General features: G+C 52.2%; 19 protein-coding genes and 2 pseudogenes. 6 read left to right on the top strand and 15 right to left on the bottom strand.

What is annotated here, in order from left to right; translation table 11 throughout:
- Nucleotides 1-105: 105 nt before the first annotated feature.
- The 11 genes and pseudogenes from ABD76_RS10020 to ABD76_RS09970 form a co-directional block, all read right to left on the bottom strand.
- Nucleotides 106-1,404, bottom strand: a complete 1,299-nt coding sequence (locus ABD76_RS10020) for an IS1380 family transposase (RefSeq protein ID WP_197253375.1) — start codon at nt 1,402-1,404, stop codon at nt 106-108.
- Between the two features lie 140 nt (nt 1,405-1,544).
- Nucleotides 1,545-1,823 (bottom strand): DUF2167 domain-containing protein, encoded by a 279-nt coding sequence (locus ABD76_RS30935; RefSeq protein ID WP_420901936.1) that lies wholly within the window; start codon nt 1,821-1,823, stop codon nt 1,545-1,547.
- Between the two features lie 668 nt (nt 1,824-2,491).
- Entirely contained in the window at nt 2,492-2,911 is a 420-nt protein-coding gene (locus tag ABD76_RS10010) for a hypothetical protein (RefSeq protein ID WP_197256524.1), read from the bottom strand.
- Between the two features lie 117 nt (nt 2,912-3,028).
- Nucleotides 3,029-3,607: a hypothetical protein gene (locus ABD76_RS10005; protein WP_197256522.1), complete on the bottom strand. Its 579-nt coding sequence runs from the start codon at nt 3,605-3,607 to the stop codon at nt 3,029-3,031.
- A 36-nt stretch (nt 3,608-3,643) separates the two neighbouring features.
- Complete coding sequence (locus tag ABD76_RS10000) at nt 3,644-4,267, bottom strand: M23 family metallopeptidase (RefSeq protein WP_197256520.1); 624 nt, start codon at nt 4,265-4,267, stop codon at nt 3,644-3,646.
- 300 nt (nt 4,268-4,567) lie between these two features.
- A complete protein-coding gene (locus ABD76_RS30930; RefSeq protein WP_242069494.1) occupies nt 4,568-4,984 on the bottom strand; it encodes an NUDIX domain-containing protein in 417 nt (138 codons plus the stop codon).
- A gap of 159 nt (nt 4,985-5,143) precedes the next feature.
- Nucleotides 5,144-5,674: pseudogene (locus tag ABD76_RS30925) on the bottom strand (GNAT family N-acetyltransferase); the annotation flags it as partial.
- A complete protein-coding gene (locus ABD76_RS09985; RefSeq protein ID WP_197256519.1) occupies nt 5,671-5,871 on the bottom strand; it encodes a DUF4177 domain-containing protein in 201 nt (66 codons plus the stop codon). The gene ABD76_RS09985 and the pseudogene ABD76_RS30925, both read right to left, overlap by 4 nt.
- Nucleotides 5,872-5,914: 43 nt before the next feature.
- Nucleotides 5,915-6,467, bottom strand: a pseudogene (locus tag ABD76_RS09980) (AAA family ATPase).
- 512 nt (nt 6,468-6,979) lie between these two features.
- On the bottom strand, nt 6,980-8,260 hold the full coding sequence (locus ABD76_RS09975) for a Gfo/Idh/MocA family protein (RefSeq protein ID WP_197256517.1): 1,281 nt from the start codon (nt 8,258-8,260) through the stop codon (nt 6,980-6,982).
- Between the two features lie 191 nt (nt 8,261-8,451).
- Nucleotides 8,452-9,396 carry an Rpn family recombination-promoting nuclease/putative transposase gene (locus ABD76_RS09970; RefSeq protein WP_197256515.1) on the bottom strand — a complete coding sequence of 315 codons (945 nt, stop codon included), beginning with the start codon at nt 9,394-9,396 and terminating at the stop codon, nt 8,452-8,454.
- Nucleotides 9,397-9,792: 396 nt separating this feature from the next.
- Between ABD76_RS09970 and ABD76_RS09965 the strand changes: the two genes are divergently transcribed.
- On the top strand, nt 9,793-10,986 hold the full coding sequence (locus tag ABD76_RS09965) for an MFS transporter (protein WP_197256514.1): 1,194 nt from the start codon (nt 9,793-9,795) through the stop codon (nt 10,984-10,986).
- Nucleotides 10,987-11,050: 64 nt separating this feature from the next.
- Here ABD76_RS09965 and ABD76_RS09960 read toward each other — a convergent pair whose 3' ends face one another.
- Nucleotides 11,051-11,323 (bottom strand): DUF488 domain-containing protein, encoded by a 273-nt coding sequence (locus tag ABD76_RS09960; RefSeq protein WP_420901935.1) that lies wholly within the window; start codon nt 11,321-11,323, stop codon nt 11,051-11,053.
- Nucleotides 11,324-11,343: 20 nt separating this feature from the next.
- On the opposite strand from ABD76_RS09960, the gene ABD76_RS09955 reads away from it, so the two are divergent.
- Nucleotides 11,344-11,535 (top strand): hypothetical protein, encoded by a 192-nt coding sequence (locus ABD76_RS09955; protein WP_197256510.1) that lies wholly within the window; start codon nt 11,344-11,346, stop codon nt 11,533-11,535.
- 138 nt (nt 11,536-11,673) lie between these two features.
- Here the strand turns inward: ABD76_RS09955 and treR are convergent, their stop codons facing one another.
- From treR to treP, 3 genes are all read right to left on the bottom strand, one after another.
- Nucleotides 11,674-12,408, bottom strand: coding sequence for a trehalose operon repressor (gene treR, locus ABD76_RS09950; RefSeq protein WP_197256508.1), 735 nt, complete (start codon nt 12,406-12,408; stop codon nt 11,674-11,676).
- Between the two features lie 134 nt (nt 12,409-12,542).
- On the bottom strand, nt 12,543-14,231 hold the full coding sequence (treC, locus tag ABD76_RS09945; RefSeq protein ID WP_197256506.1) for an alpha,alpha-phosphotrehalase: 1,689 nt from the start codon (nt 14,229-14,231) through the stop codon (nt 12,543-12,545).
- 68 nt (nt 14,232-14,299) lie between these two features.
- Nucleotides 14,300-15,727, bottom strand: a complete 1,428-nt coding sequence (treP, locus tag ABD76_RS09940; RefSeq protein ID WP_197256504.1) for a PTS system trehalose-specific EIIBC component — start codon at nt 15,725-15,727, stop codon at nt 14,300-14,302.
- A 662-nt stretch (nt 15,728-16,389) separates the two neighbouring features.
- Here treP and ABD76_RS09935 point away from each other — a divergent pair.
- From ABD76_RS09935 to ABD76_RS09920, 4 genes are all read left to right on the top strand, one after another.
- The gene (locus tag ABD76_RS09935; protein WP_197256525.1) at nt 16,390-17,577 is read left to right on the top strand and encodes an MFS transporter; all 1,188 of its coding nucleotides are present in this window, start codon (nt 16,390-16,392) and stop codon (nt 17,575-17,577) included.
- A gap of 147 nt (nt 17,578-17,724) precedes the next feature.
- Nucleotides 17,725-18,519, top strand: coding sequence for a fumarylacetoacetate hydrolase family protein (locus tag ABD76_RS09930; protein WP_197256497.1), 795 nt, complete (start codon nt 17,725-17,727; stop codon nt 18,517-18,519).
- Complete coding sequence (locus ABD76_RS09925) at nt 18,516-19,277, top strand: fumarylacetoacetate hydrolase family protein (protein ID WP_197256490.1); 762 nt, start codon at nt 18,516-18,518, stop codon at nt 19,275-19,277. Before ABD76_RS09930 ends, ABD76_RS09925 begins: the two co-directional genes overlap by 4 nt.
- 36 nt (nt 19,278-19,313) lie before the next feature.
- On the top strand, nt 19,314-19,700 hold the full coding sequence (locus tag ABD76_RS09920) for a 5-carboxymethyl-2-hydroxymuconate Delta-isomerase (protein ID WP_197256481.1): 387 nt from the start codon (nt 19,314-19,316) through the stop codon (nt 19,698-19,700).
- Nucleotides 19,701-20,212: the final 512 nt, after the last annotated feature.

The following is a 20,212-nucleotide window of genomic DNA, read 5'->3' as shown; positions in this document are numbered from 1 at the left end:
AAGAAAATATCCAGTCCCATGAGCGCTAATTCGAAAAGAAGGGCATATTTTCCCCCTCCCCATCCCACAGAGGCATTGCATTTCCATGTTTATTTTTGGAAGCGGTCATTCCAGCGCAGCAACTTTTGTCGCGATCCGTAGCCAAGTGTAGCGGTTCGGGAAATCTCTCGCCAACTTGAGAATCACCTGCCGACTATGCTGGATGATGGTCGCGGCACAGAGGAAAAACTCCTGACGAAACCGGGCAATCGTATACCCGTGATGAACCGGTTCACAGCAGTCGCGTTTAAACCGTTCGTAGAGGTTGTATGCTAACAGCTTGATTAGCAAGTCGATTTCATTCGCGGTGAAGCGGCTTGTCGAAATGCGGTTGATGGAAAAGCCACGCTTGGCTTCCTTGATGTGGTTTTCCATGCAGCAACGCTGGTTGTAGAAATGCCACAGGTCAATCGGCTCCCACTCAAGGCTTGTGACGATCGCTTCATACTGCCAATCTGTATCAAGAAGAAGCCGAGATTGATCCCCATCGTACACCTGTGCTTTGCGGATGACGGCAACACGGCGTGCTTTCTTCCAGGAGGTGGCTTTGTAGACCAGTACAATGCCCTCGATGATCCACTCCTCATCGACAAATCGCTTCCAAACGGAGCAGCGTTGCACTTCCGCTTGAAGTCGCTGGGTCCATTTCAATTTTCCTACATACCCGATTCCTTTGGATTCCCATAAGCCGTAAAAGTCCTCACCGCCAAATCCTTTGTCAAATCGGGCATACTTCACCGGACGATCACCAAGCAATTCGAACGTCTGGCGGAGGAAGTCAGCGGCATTCGTGGATGAATGCGTATTTCCAGCACGAAGAACAGCGTTTAAACACAAACGAGATTGGCCTTCATAAGCCAACAGCGGATGGTAGCTTTTACGTCCCGGTTTGTGGGGATTCGTGCCAACGGCCGCGCCTTTTTGGTGACCAAAAACGGTTTCCACGGTGGAATCCAGATCCATGATGAGTTCATCGGGCAAACCAGGCGCGATGACCTGCTGATTCAACTTTCTCAAGTCGAGTGTGAAAGTTGGTTGCTTACCAAACCGATTCAATTCTTTATACAGCAAGGTGTGGTGTGGACAGCGTCCACCGAGGAAACGTTGCACAAGTGCATCCTGTTGCAACGCTCGAAAATGAAAAAGGCGTTCACAACCGAGTGTCCAGCCGATTATGAGGTAGAGCAGGATGCGAAAAACAGGGAACAGGGAGTGCCTGTGTTTGATGTTGCTCAAGTTCTGCAATGCTTTGTCCAGTTCGATTTTTTCGAGATACTCCAGGAATACTTTGCTTCCACCAACGCTGGAAGCGTGACGCAAGGAAAATTCAGTCTTGATTTTGCTGACGGGTGTGGTAGACTTCACCTAAAAGGTGCTCCTCTCTTTGGGTGATGTTGTTTTCGCAAACACTATTCTACCAAAGATTTGGGCCCTTTTTTCATTTTTCAGGCACAGTTACTTTCGAAATTCAGGATTAATTATTTTCTCATTCTGCGCATTATGCGCTAGCAAAGACCAGACGAGTCTGGTCTGTTGGTGTCCGCATCATAGGTCGGCTTGACATCCCAATCATCGACGAACAGATGCATGCTCGGATCCTTTTCCTTATTATCTTCGGCCGTTCCTTCCTTATAACTGGCAAGAAGGGCATCCGCGTCAATGTCGTCTTTCTCGCTGTCTTCGATATAACCGGAATCCGTATATTCGAAGAGCGCAATCCAGGTCGAGTCCTCCTCATCCGGAATGACTGCACCGATTTCTTCCTCGCTCGGAACTGACTTGATCTGTCTTTTCCAAGCCTTCGTATTTTTCCCGTCCAGAAAATCAAGCCCTCTTCGAGCTTAAAGGAAGCGATTCCGTTATCGAGCTGTACCTGTTGTCCCTTGCCTTCGACCCATTGAATGTCTTCCTCTGCCGCTCCGGGCATAGCTCCGCCGAAGAGCAGCACGAGGGCAATCAGGGCCGCCGCTCCTTTATGAATCCATCGTTTCAAATTGTTTACCTCCCAGAACATGGTATTATGTATTTTTCCAAAACATACTATACAGGATTATACAATCCTTGAATATCCTCTGTTCGCAAATTGTTCCTATTGGCGCAGGTGATGCTGCTAGGTTTTTAGATGGAGCGCGACTATATAACCATTTACGGCATTCTCCCAACGGGTCAGGTTCGTTTTTTCGTGATTCACAGCCTGCCTCCCCCACCGACTCAAATTATCCGCTTCTGCTGCTTGTATCACTCTCCCATTGAGTCAGAATTGAACTCTCTTCATTAGGAACCAGATATTTCGTGTTCATTAGGCGAGACCCTTCTCCAGGACTTTTGCCGAAGCAGACAATACATCAAAATCCGCTCTGAACCTGGTTTCTGAAAGATTGGGATACTCCTTATAGGAGGCAACATATGATCATCCCCTGACAAACGGGAATATTGCCAGACTGTAAGGAAATCAAAGATGCTCCTTCCTAACTAAAGAGGATAGTGCACTTATAAGGGGCTGTATGCAGAGCCGTATATCATCAAAACAAAGAACGGGACGGCAGCCCGCTCCAACCGTTCGTAAATCTAGCCTGTTCAAAACACCGCCGTCCGATCCCCGGATACAACGGTGTTTCTCGACGGTATAGGTACGGAACAAAGCTCGCATCAATGGCGGAAAGGAGATAGAGAATTCGTTCTCCAGTTCCCCGATCTCCTCTGCGGTAATGGACGAGGGGATGCATTTCCAGCGTACCCAGCCGTCCTCGGTAATGTCGCCGTCTCTCATCTCCGCGGGAACCCCTTCGGCTACCGACTGGAACAGCACCGGATGCATATGCGCGAGATGCAGGTCCAACTGCCTTGCAATGAAATCGATATCCTCCTTCATGAAAAAACATGTCTCCTTCCTCACCTGCTAGATTATGTCTATCTATTATAGTAGGTGTTCCCGAAGACAACAAACCCAGCGCCGCATGGCACTGGGTCCGGCCGTGTCATTCATTTGTCAGGGGCGGACAGCCTCCACTTGATCGATGAGAAGCTTATCCGCCAATATTGTTACCGATTCCTCAACCTGTACCTCTATCAATTCTTCGAGGCTGTCGCTATATTGTCCGGAGATATGAATCTGGTAGCGCCCGTCTGCCTCTGACTTGCTTGACTTCAAGCCGAAATGAATCGAGGACAGAACGCCGAACGGCTCCTGCTCCTTGAAGGAATAGTTTCCTTCAGAGCCGGCCTGGAAATAGGAATCGAACAAGCGCTTGGCTTGCTCTTCGCTGTAATAGCGGCCCAGCGCAGTCAAGAAAGCTTTTTTGTCCTCCTCGTTCAAGGTCAGCCGCTGCGAGTAGCGAAGCAACCCGTTCGTCCACGACTCCACATCGCGAAGCCATAAAAATAGCGGGATTGGGGAAGTCTGTTCCAGCGTTTCCTTCGTCAACGGCGGGGGCGCGGTCTCCTCCATTACCTGCAGCACGGTCTGAACCGTTACCTTCTTGCCCTCCTTCCCCGAAGAAGAAGGCGTTGTGCCGCATGCGGTTAGCAGGAAGATGACGGAAACGAGTACCAGTATCGTTTTTTTCATCGGTGTGCTCCTCTGTCTATAATAGGCTCTCAATTGCTATTCTAACGGAATGCCCTTCGATAACCGCTCCACGGCGGTCATGTTCAGAATCTCCTCCACGCTGTAGAAGATGTCATCGAGCAAGTCATTAACATCCTCCGAGTCTGACTCTCCAAGCACTAGCGATTTCGGTACTTTGCCCGCATATTCAGGGAAGAAATTCGTGATTGGATTAACCGGAGTGGAGGAATTGTCTGTTTTGCAGGCGCCCGTACATTTCCTAGTCTCGAAATGAAGATGAACGCCTGTCGCATCTCCCGTCTTGCCCATATACCCGAGCGTGGCCCCTTTGCCTACCTTCTGGTTGGTGGACACGGCAGGCGTCTTATTCATATGGGCATAGCGGGATTGATAGTTGGCGCTGTTGATGGCATGATGAACATAGACGACCCAGCCATAGCTGTTGGACCAGCCGGAACGGGCTACGATGCCGCCATAGAAGGCGACGATCCGATCACCGGCGACGCCGGCCTTCTTCGCCCCAATGTCGATGCCTTTGTGCGTATTGCTTTTGAAGCCTTGAGTAATTCGCGTGGAGTCAGGTACGGGCCAGGTGTATTTACTGTTCGCGGAAGCAATCGTGGAGAGCGAGGCAATGCACAGAGCAACTACGGATAACATCGTTACCAACCTCTTCATTACTCCAAATCATCCCCTTTTTCAGGTAAATACACTCTAACCATAACACAATTTTCCCACTTGTAAATATATGTAATTATTTACATTTGATGTTCTTGTCCATTTCTTATGAAGCTCCTCCTATAAAAAAACAGACCGCCGTATGGACAGTCTGCCGCAAGGCCAGCAAGCTTGACGCCGCTGGCGGATAAGCCGATACCTATTCAATAAGGTCCTGTAAATGATTAAGCAGAAACGCAAAGTAACCCGGTTCATGGGGGAGGAGATCGCTCATGGTCAGCTTTATCCCTGCACCGCGTTCGCCATTTCCTGGCAAGAACTCCTCTCCGGGAATGCAGTCCGCTTCGCCGAAGCAAAGCTTGCGGAAAGCTTCCGCTTCGACCCGGACGATGGAATCGACCTCATCTTCCTGCAGGCGGAAATCGGAGATTGCCCCATCATAACGATAGAAAAAGACATGGCAGAACTCATTGTCGATGATGCCCGGCTGCACGTCGAATCTCCGATGACGCCGGCATAGACCAGCTTCCCCGGTTCCGGTTCGATCCCCAGCTCCTCGCGCAGCTCCCGCACTCCGTCCTGCGGCGTCTCGCCCGCTTCCAGATGTCCTGCCGACGTAATATCCAGCATGCCTGGATAGTCCTTCTTATGTACATGTCTGCGCTGCAACAGAAGATGGGCCCTATCCTTCTCCTGCATCCATAACCAGCAGTGGAACGTCTGGTGCCACAGCCCTTCGGCATGGACCTCGTCTCTTGACCTTATGCCCGCAGGCTTCATCGCGTCCGTGAACGTGTCTATATACTCTGTGCCTTCCCCGCTCTCTTGCACCGGGGGCCGGGCTCCGTCCGCGGAGTCATAAGCCATAAGCCAGCAATCCCGCATCTCTCCCTCATGGTACTCATGCTTCGGCAGCAGGGCCAACTTGCGGAAGCCGCATTTCTCATACACATGAAGCGCGCGCTCATTCCACGTCTGCGGATCCATCACGATCCGGAACGCTAGATGTTCCGCGATCAAGTAATTCACCACTGTCTTAATCAGCTTCGTGCCGATGCCCTTGCCCCAATAGGCGGTCTCCCCGATAAATTGATCCATGCCAAATACACGGTTCAACGGTTCCTTGATCCCGTATTGGGCTTGCTCCTCCTCCGACAGCGGATAGAACTGGAGATAACCGATTGCTAGTCCCTCGTACATAATGATGCACCGCGTTATCTCCTCCTGATCCTCATAGAAATGCTTCCTTACCATCTCCATGTCGTGCGGCCGATCTCGGCCCTCGTAATAACGGAGCACTTCCGGATCCGATAACCAGCGGACGAGCAAGGAAGCATCGGCAGACAGCAGTCTGCGAACCGCAAGCTGGCGGCTCTTGAACAAGGTTATCTCCCCTTCCTCCGCTTGCAAACCGCGATTACGTCCCGGGATTGGCCCTGGCCCAGACTCGTATCGAAGCAGGATACCAGCTCCCATCCGTCCAGTCCGAGCCGGTTCAACTCCTCCTCTAACTCCTGCTCATTGACCTTTCCTCCCATAAAACCTCCGGTTTTGATCTTGAGCGTCTTATATTCCCACTGTTCCATGATGTATCCTCCTTGCGGTTTCCCATCTGCATGCTACTCTATTTTACGGCCGGACGATCGCTTCTGTCCATGCCCGGCGCTCGATCTCCCGGACCGTCTCTTCCGGCGTCAGGTCGGACGTGTCGAGCCACATGCCGATCCGAGGCGACTCCTGGCGCAAAATGCGATCGAGAGCGTCCACGGTCCATATCCCGTAGCCTTGCTTGGAGCGGGACGACTCTCTTGCCGCCACGACTTCCGCCCGCGGGCAGAGCACGACCACATATAATGGCCGCGTATTGATGAATTGAAGGAATGTGCCTAATTCGGGGCCGACGATGACATCCTGCACGACCGTGCTGAATCCCGCCGCGACGTAAGCATCGGCCGCCGCGGCCGCCATGCGGTAACGCATGCGAAGCTGCCGGAGCGCTTCCTCCGAGGGCTCGGGCAGCATTTCTCACGATCATGCGGCGGAAGACGTCTCCGCGGACATGTACGCCTCGCTCGAACCGTTCGGCGAGCAGCTGTGCAACCGTGGATTTCCCTGATGCCATAATGCCTGTAATGAGGAACAAGCTTGGATGCGTCGTTACAGCAATCGAATTCTGGTTCATAGTAGACCTCCTGCTTATGAAATGGCTGGACGGCTGAATGAAAATAAAGCATTTGGATACACTGCCTCCAACTACTTGGAGCAGTTGATGCGGTGGAGGCAGAAATGATGCATTCCATACCAAGCTATCGATACCGTGCCTTAATCTTTGCCATGGCGGTCGTTCTGCTGAGTCTAACTTGGGAAATATCTCGTATCTCTGCTTATGCGGATTCCTCTCTGCCGGAGGAGCCGCTTCCGATTGCCGCCGACCAGGGGTTGTATTCGGCAGACATTTGTCCGGAACGTCATAAGCTGATCGTACGAGCACAGGGTGAAAAATTCAAGACCTATACCGCCGCCGCCGGCAATCCGGCCCCCCTAGTCCCGTCGGGGAGTACAAGCTCATATATAAAGGAAAGGATTTGGGTCCTCCGCGCGGGGCTGTACGAGTAAACAAAGAAGAAGGAATCGGCAGCAGCAAGCGCTGCCGCAGACCATTCCTTCTTCTCTTCTAGGGCCCTGTTCAGGCTATTATATTCCCGCGGAAGCCAATGCTTTGGCCGAGGATAACCGATAACGCATGATCATCTCCTGAATCTCTACCGGCATGCCCTGGCTCAACCGCGATTCCTCCGCCGCGAACGCCATCATATGGCTCTGCAGGGAGCCGCGCAGCGATTCGATCGCATAGGGGTTGTCCGGTTCGGCGGCAAGCCGGCAGAACTCCCGCATCATCCGGGTGCAGCCTTCGCTGCCTTCATCATGAACCCGAACTTCCCGCACCGTCCCGCTGACAAAGTCGTAGACGGTAAACGCCTGATCGGTCATATTGCCCCGAATCTCCCCGCGCGTTCCCGAGATATGGACGGTGCGCGTGCTGTCATGCGTGAAGGCCGACAGCGTGAACGAAGCGGTCGCTCCATTGACGAACTCCATGTTGATGACTTGGTGGTCGACAACGTCGTTGTCGCATTGGTAGACGCAGCGGCCAAAAGGCGTGCTCCGGATCGTCTCCCGGATGCTCTCGTCCGATCCGTCCCGCGTAAAGTGCAGCGCGCGGCGGCGTCCTTCTCCCAAGTAAAAGCGCAAATCGGAATAGCAGCAACTGTCCGCGTGAATGCACCCGTCCGTACAGTATTCGGTCGCTCCCTCCGGCATGTTGTCCTTCTTGAAATGAAAGAGGGAACCGAATGACGTCAGCCTTCTGCAATCCTGGTTCATCAGCCACAGGATGATGTCCAGATCGTGGCATGACTTCGCGAGCACCAGCGGACTCGACTCCGCCGTATTGCGCCACGGCCCCCGCACATAGCTGTGCGCCATGTGGCCGAAGCCGATATTTTCGCGAAGCTGGATATTCACGACCTTCCCGATACCGCCCTCCTCGATGACTTGACGGATTCCCGACCAGAACGGCGTGTACCGGAGAACATAGCATATGGTCAGCACCCGCTGATTGCGGCGGGCGGCGGCTTCAATCTCAATGCATTCGGTCGGAGAAGGCGACATCGGCTTCTCCAGCAGCACATGGTAACCTTGCTCCAGAGCTGCCATTGCGGCTTGGTAGTGCATCCGATCCTGCGTGCAAATCAACACCGCATCGGCAAACCGCGGCCGTTCGAACACTTCCCGCCAATCTTCATACGCTTGCCCGGCATCGATCTGATGCAAGCGCGCAAACGCCTCACGTTTCTTCACATCCGGCTCCGCGACGGCGACGAATTCCAGTTCTTCCGGGTACTGCAGCGCATGCTTGGCATATACTTCGGCGCCCCGGATTCCTGCCCCGAGCAAGATTGCCTTGATACTCATTGCGTCAACACCTCTTTGCAGGCTCTCTGCGTTGTCAAATGGTATGGAACTTCGGTTGAAGTATCTCTACCATAACAAATGATCCGGATCGGTACTATAATTATCTTCCGAAATATTTGCACAAACAGCCTGCCGCGGAACTTCGCTGCGTAAGCGCATGCACCAGCTGCCCTAACTGCCGAGGCGTCCCGTTAGAGCGTTCCTTTCGACTTAGACTCACGCTTCATCGCTTCCTTTACCCGTTCAAGCTGTTCGGCATCAAGCCCAGTGATACGGCAGATAAAGGCGGTCTCCAGTCCTTCCTTCAGCATGTTTGCTGCCGCTTGATATATTCCTTTTTCAAAACCTTTTTCAAGACCTTGCTCAATGCCTTGCTCGATCCCTTCCTGGAACCCGGCCGTACGCGCATCCTGCAGGAGGCTGGCGTGATCATGCAAGGCCTTTTCCCGCAGGGCATAGCGCCGGCGCGTCTCCGCGTCGCTCGCCAAGCTGGCCAGACGGTCTTCGGCTTCCTTGAATACCTTATCCAACATCATCAACTCCTCCAGTTGTTCGGCAGTAGCCTTCTGTTCCAAAAACCGCAGCCAGCGATGCAGCGGATCATGGATGTCAAAGGGCAGCTGCCGGAATTTCGGGCATTCGATAAAATGGAGCTCCAAAATATCTGTCAGCATATAATGACGCTCTTCGTCCTCATATAAATGAAAGGTATTGTGATATTTTTTCAACGGCAGATAGCAATGATCGAGAATGTTGATCCCAATGGAGCGCTGCAAACGTTCATAAGGTTCGCCATAGCGAAGCGACTCGGTGAGCAGCTTGCCCACATAGAACAGACTCCGATAATCCATCCGCACAAAGCGGCGAACTTGCATTTCGACATTCACTTTTTCGCGGCCATCGACTTCACATAAAATATCGAGAACGGCTTCCTTCTCTTCTATTAACTCGCGGGCGAGCTTCGTATCCTCCATTATCGACACATCGGTGATCTGCCGAGCTCCTTCACGGCGGAGTATCGCATTGAGCAAACTAATAAGCAGCGGCTTTCCTTCTTCTTCACCAAACAACCGTTTGAACAAAAAATCATTTTTCGGGTTAAGTCTTTCCGTTTGCTGTACATTGGCGGCTCTCACCTGATTTCCTCCCCATTGTATCATATTTGACCTCTCTTTCCATGCAAAACCAAACATGTAAAAAGCACGCGCTATCCACAGCTCCTGGTTAAAGGAGATGCAGACAACGCGTGCTTCGCGGTTGTCATTCAGCTATGATCTTTACTTCAAAAGTCGTTATCTTAGTCGGTTTATATTTCCAGTATATCACATATAAAGCGTTGAGGCGATTCCCAATATAACCGAATTCGTATATAGCCCTGTAAAATAAATCCTTGTCGTTCGCGCAAGATTGGCCGCATAATGGTAGGTAAAGTCTCAAGATTCGATGCTGAGTTACTTCCTGACTCGCTTCGTGATCAAAAGCGGACATTTTGAACTACCTCTAAAAGCGCTTCCAGGAAGGAGTTTCTCTCCATGCGTATATGGCATGATTTCAACGTGTTTGTCAAAATTCCGGGGGCATGGCTGCTCGTGCTCACCCTTTTCTTGTACGGAATCGGTACCGGGATTCTCGCTCCGATGAACGCGGTCTATTTGCAGGAATCGGTGCAGCTGGGCAAAATCGAAATCGTCTCGATTTTCGCCATCTCGCTCTTCTCCAATATGGTGCTGACGATTACGGTCGGCATCGTGAGCGACCGCATCAAGCGGAAGAAGACGATTCCGATGATCGCTTCTCTGCTGTGCATCGGCGGCCTGCTCATCTATATGAATGCGGACTCCTACGCCACGGCCCTCGTCGGGATGGCGCTCGCCACCGCGCCTTCGGGGATGATTATGGGGCAATTGTTCGCGATGGCGCGCAATCACTTCACGCGCCTCGCGCCCGACGTCGTCGAGATCGCGCAGATCTGGCTCCGCGCCACGTACAGCGTCGGCTTCTTCACCGGCCTGCTCCTCGGCGCCAATCTGTATCTGGCCGCCACGTTCCAGGGCGTTCTGTGGGGCAATCTGGCGGGCTATGCCGCCTTGTTCCTGCTGCTGCTGTTCTACCGGGAGATTACGGCCTCGCCGCTGACGGCGAAGCAGTCCGGCACAGGGGAGCCGTTCTCGCTGATTATGCTGTTCGCCATCCTGCTGCTCTCCTGCGCGGACGCGATCCGGGGCTTGTATCTCCCGCTCGTCGTGCATGAGCTGTTCGGCGATCCCCGGCTCATGTCCTACATCTGGAGCACGCAGGCCGTCTTCGAGCTGCTGTTCATGACGATGGCCGGCTATTGGGCGGCCAAATACGGCAGCAAGCGAATTCTGCTGCTCGGCAGCGGCTTCGCGCTGATGACGTATCTGACGTACAGCATGAGCGGATCGCTGCCTGTCTTTTTCCTGGTGCAGCCGCTCTATTCCTTCTTCGTCTCGGTGCTGTACGGCGTCGGGATGGGCTATGTCCAGCGCATGTTCATCCATCGGGCGGGCTTCGGGGCCAGTCTCTATGTGTTCATCTCGCAAACCGCTTCCTTGATCGGATATTTTCTGCCGCTCCTGATCGAAGGAGTATCGCCAACGATTTTCTGGATTCCGTCCCTGCTTATCGCCGCCTCGATGGGGCTGATGATCAAGGCGCTGTATACGGATTGGAAGCTGAACCGGGGGCAGCGGCTTACGATGTAACCACGGAAAAAGGAGGGCCGGAGACAGCAAGCGGGCAGCTCGCCGGCTTCCGGATACAACCGCTTTAACTCATCTCCCGCCACCGGTTGGTCAAAAACCGCTGCAGGACGACAGCCTGATTATGCTGCTCGTCTTTGGCGGCATACAGCAGCGTCACATCGCTCTCCCGCACCCAGGAGATCAATTGCCGGATATCGTCCTGCAGCGCCGCGCTCGTCAATTCGGCTTCATACCGCCACTGGAATTCCGGGAATTTCGAAGGAGCATGGTTGAACCATTTGCGCAGCTCGGCGCTTGGAGCAATGTCTTTCATCCAAGCCGCCAGCTTCGTTATCAAACCAATAAAAGAGATGAAAAATGAGGAAGGGCAAGACGGGACGAGCGGCGGAAAAGAGGAGGAGGCAGCGAATCCTGCATATGTGCAGGAATTTACGCGATTTCAGCAGCGATCTGATGCCATTCCTGCAAAAACGCATCATTTTCCCTGATTTTTGCTTTGAATCCATTGGTATAGCTGAAATTCCTGCGGTATTGCAGGAATTCCTTTAACGGAGGAAACTTCACAAGGGAAAACTGTAATTTCGCAGTTTTTTTGGCAAGTCGAGCTGTGAGAAGCAAGCGGGGTTGTCTCAGTGTAGCTAAACACTACCATTGGACAACCCCTGCATGCATGGAACTGGCTGCCGATCACTTGAACGGCAAGCCGATGTTTTCGCGTCTGGCGAAATCGACAAACCTGAATTTATCGGGCCGGTGCCTCGACTCGGTATACTGCAGCAAGGCGGCATCACTCAGATAAACATGGTTCCTGACGACAACGACATAGGTGTGTTCGCCTAAATCCATAAATTCCCGATCGGCCTCGGTCGCCGGCTCCACCGTGATTTCTTTTTTGGCGAAGCTGATGACCAATCCCAGCTGCGACTCGAAATACTCGTAAAGCGAATGCTCCACAATATCTTTCGTAATCGTGGGGACAAATTCTTTGTTGACGTAATCGATATCTAAAATAATCCGCTCCCCGGCGATTTCTCTCGATCGGACAATTTTCCACACTGCTGTTCTCTGGTTGATTTTCAGCTGCTTCTGAATAAAGCTATCCGGCTTGACAAGGACCAATTCGTGCACAATCGTACGCCATTCCTTCCTGGACCGGTTGGCGATCTCCTTGAAGCTGACCAACCCCGAAATGGGAAAATTGAATTTCTCGATATCCAGAACGACAGAGCCTTTGCCTCTTACCTTGTGGATAAAGCCGTTCTGCGCCAATTGGTCCAGCGCCTTGCGAATCGTCTCGCGGGAAGCGTCGTACATCTTGGCTAATTCATGCTCGGAAGGCAGCAAACTATTGGATTTCATTTCGCCTGATTGAATTTTTGTGGCGAGATCATAATAAATCCCGGAAAATTTATTGTTTCTCATTCCATTTCTCACCATTTCTCCAATAGCATATTCATCATTAAAAGCATACATCCTTTTATTCCTTGAAGCAACGGATGACGTCCTTGGGCGGCCTGTTTCCGTCCTGCATGAGCTAGACCTTGCTTCGGGTTGTCTTACTCCCCCCTCCAATAATACACGATGGATTCGTAAGGCCGCAGTCGAAGAGCCTGGAATGCTTCCGCTGAATCGGCATAATTCGATAGTAAAATGCCGCCTTTCCCATGCTCAGGTGAAATCCCGATCTCGTCGGCTGCAAGAGAAACCGGTTCGCGGTAAAAGTTGCTGACAACGAGAAGCGTTTCATTTTGCCATTGTCGCGCATAAGCGAAGACCTGTTTATGATCCGCAAGCAGCAACCGGTAATCTCCATAGGTGATTATGTCGTATTGTTTGCGCAGTTGGATTAGCTTTTGATAATGATAAAAAATCGAATCCCGATCTTGCAGCGCAGCTTCTACGTTGATGTCCGGATAATTCGGAGCAACCTGAATCCATGGCATGCCTTTCGTAAATCCGCCATGAGGGCCGCGATTCCATTGCATCGGAGTCCGCGAATTATCGCGGGACTTTTGTTTGAGAATGCCCATTACCGTATCATGGCTTTTTCCTTGCTGTCTTAAAATGCTGTACATATTTAGCGATTCGACATCACGGTAATCCGCGAGATGATCGAATTCCGGATTCGTCATTCCGATTTCTTCGCCCTGGTAGATAAAAGGCGTCCCTTGCATCATGTGAATCGTTGTGCCCAGCATTTTGGCGGCTTCCACCCGATACTTGCCAGTGTCGCCGAATCTGGATACAATGCGCGGCTGATCATGATTGCACCAGAACAGCGCGTTCCAGCCTCCGCCCGCATGCATTCGCGTTTGCCATTCCGAAAGGATTTGCTTCAATTTTAGAAAATCAAACTCGGCTTGCGTCCATTTCTCTCCGCCGGGATAATCGACTTTGAGATGATGGAAGTTAAACGCCATGCTTAATTCCTGCCGCTCGGGATTCGTGTACTTGATGCATTCCTCGATCGAAGTGGAGGACATCTCCCCGACCGTCATCGTGTCATGAAGGGAAAACACTTCCCGGTTCATTTCATGCAAATACTCATGGATGCGGGGTCCGTCCGTATAAAATTTGCGGCCGTCCGCCTGCGCATGCTCGCCGCCGTCATTCGGGAAGTTCTGATCTTTCGAAATTAAATTAATGACATCCAAGCGAAACCCGTCGACTCCTTTGGCGAGCCAAAATTTCATCATTTGATAGACTTCCTGGCGCACTTCGGTCTTCTCCCAATTGAGATCCGCCTGCGTGACGTCAAAGAGATGCAAATAGTACTGCTTCGTCTTTTCATCATATTTCCAGGCGCTTCCGCCGAATTTCGACTGCCAATTGTTCGGTTCCCGTCCGCTGTTCGGTTCTTTCCATATATAGTAATCCCGATATGGATTATCGAGGGAGGAGCAAGACTGTTGAAACCACGGATGCTCCGTCGAGGTGTGGTTCACCACAATGTCCATAATGACCTTCATCCCTCTGCGGTGAGCTTCGGATAACAGCTTGTCGAACTCCTCCATCGTGCCATACTGCGGGTTAATCGCGTAATAATCGCTAATATCGTAGCCATTATCTTTTTCAGGCGACGCATAAATCGGGGTTAACCAGATCACATCCACGCCCAGTTCGCGAAGATAATCCAATTTGGCGATAATCCCGTTAATATCTCCAATGCCGTTGCCTGTCGTATCCAGAAAACTTTTCGGATAAATTTGATAGACGGCCGCTCTTTTCCACCAAGGTTCTTGCATGGTTACACTCCTCTACTTAAATCCGCCCTAATGCCTGCCTCAATGTCCGCACACCAATTGTCTGCCCGTTACTTTCCGGTTCCTTTCACTTTGGCAAACAATAGGGTCAGCACAAACGGCACGGCAACGGCAATGCCCATAGCCATAAAATAAATGCCCCAAAAGTCAGTGAAGATGGACAAAAATGCCGGAATTCCGCCAATTCCGATCGAGGAAGCCGTGACATGCCTCCAGGCCACCAGCATTCCGGCGCAAGCCGCGCCGATCATGGCGCTTACAAAAGGAAACTTGAAGCGTATATTCACGCCGAACATCGCAGGTTCCGTCACGCCCAGGAAGGCGGAAATGCCCGAGGTGAGCGCCGTTCCTCGCAATTTGTCGTCTTTGCTGGCGAACATCATCGCAAGCGCCGCCGCTCCTTGCGCGATATTGGACATGACAATCACCGGCCACAGGTAGGTAGTGCCGATACTCGAAATCAACTGCAAATCAAGCGCCAGGAACGTATGGTGCATCCCCGTCATGACAAGCAATGCGCCGATTCCGGCATAGATAAACCCTGCCAGCCAGCCGAAGTGATGGAACATCGCGACGACGCCATCGCTAATGGCGTTGCCGATATGAAACGTAACCGGCCCGATAACCGCAAAGGTAATAAAGCCGGTGATCAGCAGCGCGATGGGCGCCACCAGCAGCAATTGAATCGAGTCGGGAATGCGTTTTCTTAAAAAGAGTTCGATTCGGGCAAGCAAAAAGGATGAGAGCAAGACAGGTATGACTTGTCCCTGATAGCCGATTTTATTGATGGACCATCCAAACAAATCCCAGCGAGGAATGTCTCCGCTGCTTAACGCGTCGCTTGCAGGAGCGAGACTCGGGTGGATGAGCATCAACCCTAGCACAATACCAAGGAGCGGGCTCCCCCCGAAGCGTTTCACCGCAGACCATCCAATCAATACCGGCAAAAAGGTAAATGCGGTGCTCGCAATCAAGCTGACAATATCGGCAAATCCTTGCCAGGCCGGATAAACGTCAATCAACGACTTTTGCGCGTAAAAAATGCCCGGTCCCACCAGCAAATTATTGAGTCCAAGCAGCAAGCCGGATGTGACAATGGCGGGAAGAAGCGGAATAAAAATATCTCCCAGCACCTTTACGAATCGCTGCAGCGCATTGATTTTTTTCGCTTCGCTGGCTGGCGCCGTCTCCTGCGCCGGAGCGGGAGCGGAATCGGAAGTCCCCGCCATCCCTGCGATTTGCACCAATTCCTTATGCACTTTATCCACGATTCCCTGGCCGATGACCACCTGGAACTGGCCATTCGTGGAAAAGCTGCCTTTCACTAAGTCATTCCGGTCGAGCGCTTCTTTATTGACTTTCCCCTCGTCCCGCAAGGAAAATCGCAGTCTCGTAATGCAGTGTATAACATCTGAAATATTGTCCGATCCTCCAACAGCCTCAAGTATCTGTTCCACGGACTCTCTCTTTATTGCCATCGCTAGCTCCTCCAAAACTCTTTGATGCGGTATAGATCTTGCTGAAAAAATATCCAACTGTCCAATTGGAGCATCGTTTTTCATCGTTATCCCATTCCACAATCAGATCGTGAATCATTTCACTTCCCTTGCCTCGCTCTGTCCTCCATTTTTCACCTACATCATCTCATCTATCCCCCTAGTAACGCTTACAATCTCTTTTCTTTGCGAAACTTGTATATACAAATCACAGGGAAATGATATCATGTATATACATGTTGGTCAACCGCCGAATCGGAGTCTGACTCCAAAAAAAAGCTTCCGCTATGGGAAGCTGGTCATCTGTACCCGCTCATCCTTCCCGAGCCGCATTCCGGTACCTCCATCTGTTCAAGGTCGCGCCGTCTCGCCATGTAAGCGTTTTAGTTTTATCGCAGCCGTGTTATCGCTAATTGTAGAAAGGAGCCCTGCACGTGTCTATCTGCAATAATTTCTTCGTCGGCTTTTTTTGTGATTGGCAGTTCTTCGTGTGCACGTTGTCATTGACAACAGCAGCGGAAGGCCCATAAATTCGCCTGTGGAAAAAAATTAATTGTTGTGTTCTTTGTTCATGGTTACTATAATGGTAGTAACTTTTTGATTTATGCAGATTGGAGTTGTTTCCTTTGAATTTCCGGGTATACATGTTGGCGGTTGCCGCCTTCGTCGTAGGCACGGTGGAGCTGATTATCGGGGGGCTGCTTGACCAGATCGCATCCGACCTCGGCATTACGGTCAGTGCCGCAGGCCAATTGATCACGATCTTCTCCGTCGCCTTCGCCGTATCCGCGCCGATATTGATGAACGTGACCGCGCGGTTCGAACGGAAGAAGCTGTACTTATTCTTTTTGCTCGTCTTTCTGCTGTCTAATCTGATCGTCTCCTTCAGCTCCGATTACGGGGCGTTGATGGCCGCGCGGGCGCTGTCCGCCGCGAGCGGTTCGCTCATTATCGTCCTGTCGGTCACGATCGCGTCGAAGCTGGTGAAGCCTGAATATAAGGGCCGGGCGATCGGAATTATCTATATGGGCGTCAGCGGCTCGCTTGTGCTGGGCGTCCCGATCGGCATGGTGATCGGCCATGCTTACGGCTGGAGAGCGCCGTTCCTGTTCGTCGCGCTGCTCACGGTCGTGGCCATGATTGCGATTTTCTTCTCGCTGCAGCCCGTCGCGCCGTCGCCGGCGGCGCCGCTTCGCGCCCAATTCGCCTCGCTGAAGAATGCCAAGCTGGTAAGCGGGCATTTGCTGGCCTATTTCATGCTGACCGGCCATTTGACCTTGTATGCGTATTTGACGCCGTACCTTCAGGCGACCTACCAATTGAGCCCGGAGATGACGAGCGTCGCCTACTTCCTGTTCGGCATCGCCGCCGTCGCCGGCGGGGGACTCGGGGGCTGGATGGCGGACAAATGGGGCACGAAGCGCTCCATCCTGACCGTCGTAGCCAGCTTCGCCTGCATCATGTTCATCCTGCCCTTCGCGTCCCATCTGCCGTTCTACCTGTTCATGGCAGTGGTCATGATATGGAGCGCCTTGAGCTGGGCGCTCACTCCGGGACAGCAGAGCTACTTGATGCAGTGCGCCCCCGATACCGCAGACATCCAGCTGAGCCTGAGCTCCTCGGTGCTGCATCTGGGCATCGCGACCGGCTCTGTCGTCGGCGGGATGGTGATCGAGAAGAGCGCCGTCACCTACAACGCCTGGGTCGGCTGCTCCATCGTTCTGATAGCGTTGGCCGTGGCCGTCTATTCCTTGAGCCGCCCGTTCCGCGGCAAGGCGGCGTCCGCTCGCCAAGCAAGCTCCGGCGCCTCCGCGCCATTAGCCGAATCGTAACCAGAAGCCGCCCCGGGGCAGTAAGCCTCGGGGCGGTGTTGCGATCAGGGGCATTTACTGCACAACAATGAAACCATATTGCACTATTCAAATCATATATGATATGATATATGAAAACTATTACAAATAGAAACTGAGGCGAAACACATGGTCAATGCAATGATTAAGCTATGCGGCATGCAGCAGTGGACAGAGGCATTGGTATATCCGGAGAATAATACGGTCGAACGAAATGGTAAGCGCATTCATTCCTCCAGGCTGGCGTTGGATACTCCCGTAACCGACATGATTTACGGAACGCTGCTCAATTACAAGGGAGTACTGGAAGCGCTGGGGAATGCGGTGAATGAACCGCCTTACAACGCCCCCCCTATCGGCCCGGTCCTGTATATAAAGCCCGCGAATACACATATCGGGTACGGCTCGGCCATTCCTCTTCCCGCAGATGCCGAACAGATAGCCATCGGCGCTGCGTTAGGCGTCGTCATCGGCCGCACCGCAACCCGGGTAAGCGAATCCGAAGCGCTTGATTATGTAGCAGGCTACACGATCGTGAATGATGTCCAGATCCCGCATCAGCATCTGTTCCGGCCCGCTATCCGCCACCTGTCGCGGGATGGCTTCTGCCCCGCAGGTCCTTGGGTCATGAAGCCGGAAGCGATCGGCGACCCGCATAATCTGAAGATCCGCGTATATGTGAATGGGGTGCTGAAGCAAGAACAGACGACGGCCCGTCTGATTCGCACGATCCCCCGCTTGCTTGCGGAGGTTACGGATTTTATGACGTTGAACGCAGGCGATATGCTGCATGTCGGCATTCCCGAGAACGCGCCGCTCGCTGCAGCGGGAGATGGTGTCCGGATTGAAATCGATGGAATCGGGTGCCTGGACAATCCCGTTGTGCCTGAGCAGGGAAGAGTCGAAGGAGGAGAAGCGAGATGAGACATGCACGCGTCGCTTATTCAGGAGCGATTCATCACGCGATAGAATGGGACGGACGGCTGAAGCTTGATGACGGACGAGTAGTTAGCGAATCGGACGTCGTATGGCTTCCGCCGCTGCAGCCCCGGACGATATTCGCGCTCGGCTTGAATTATGCGGATCATGCCAGAGAACTATCCTTTGCCGCTCCGGCTGAACCGCTTGTGTTCCTGAAGGGACCCAACACATTAATCGGTCATCGCGGGCATACTCGCCGTCCCGCTGACGCCGCTTATATGCACTATGAGTGCGAGCTTGCCGTCGTGATCGGCCGCACCGCACGCGCCGTGAAGCAAGAAGTTGCTTACAATTATGTAGCTGGCTATACGGTAGCCAATGATTATGCCATCCGCGATTATCTGGAGAACTATTATCGGCCGAATCTGAGAGTGAAGAACCGGGATACATGCACCCCAATCGGCCCTTGGCTCGTAGACGCCGGCGATGTGCCCGATCCGATGAATTTGACTCTTCGCACCTACGTGAACGGCACCTTGACCCAGGAAGGCTCCACTGCCGACATGATCTTCAGCATTCCTGCACTTATCGAATATTTGAGCAGCTTCATGACACTGAAGCAAGGCGATATCATCCTGACCGGCACGCCCGAGGGATTGGTCAACACCGAGATCGGGGATGAAGTGGTGACCGAGATCGAAGGCATTGGCCGGCTAGTGAATACAATAGCAGGCGATGATGTTTTTCATATCCGGGTCTGATTCCCCGATGGACAACGCTTGAAGGAGGTAGTGTGTATGCCGCACATTATCGTGGAATATACAAGTAATATTAAAGAGGAAGCCAATATTCCAACGCTATTAAAAACGATCCACCATGTGCTCCTTGCACGGCGCGATAGTTTTCCCATCGGAGGGATTCGTTCGCGAGCGATCGAACTGCATGATTACCTCGTTGCCGATGGCACGGAAGATGACGCTTTCGTTCACATCACCTTAAAAATTGGTTCCGGCCGTTCGGAACAAGTCAAGCGAAATACATGCGACGCCCTGTTCGATGCGATCAAGACCCATTTTGCCCCGTTGTTCGACCAACGATATTTGGCGCTGTCGCTGGAACTGGCGGAATTTAGCGAAGGCGGCACCTACAAGCATAATAATATTCACGCAAGATATACAACTTAGCCTGGAGATGCCCGTCACGAGAGGGGGCTCATGGACTGGATCGGCCAATCAAAAGAGGCTGTCCCATAGGGAGTGCATACGGATTGGGAGAGCAGGTCAACAGAGAATGGGATAGTGTAAATAGGGATAGTGTAAGATGGTCGAAGATGTTATAAAGCGAAGCGGCGGAGGATGGATGAGGCAGTGAAATGCTGCGTGGATGCACTAGCGTTGCATCAATCTTTTTACGAAAATTTTCACCCTATAATTCTCTATATTTGTAACTTATTGAACTATATTCGTGGACAAAAATAAAGAAATCTCCTATTGTTGAGTTACCCTCAGCGTATCCATAAAACGCTCAACAAAGGAGATTTCTATGGATAACGTACCGAATCAAAACGTCATTTGTCAATGCCTAAAATGGTTACATGTGAATTCCACTAGAGATAAGTCATTGGACTACCGAGCCCAAAAGTTGTTTGTCGGTGCTTCGACACTCTTGTTTGTAGAGGCACAGCTCCAGCAACGAG

Origin of the sequence: Paenibacillus dendritiformis (assembly GCF_015845845.1) — a bacterium.
Taxonomy (GTDB): Bacteria; Bacillota; Bacilli; order Paenibacillales; family Paenibacillaceae; genus Paenibacillus_B; species Paenibacillus_B dendritiformis_C.
This window is presented reverse-complemented; position numbering and strand designations above follow the sequence as displayed.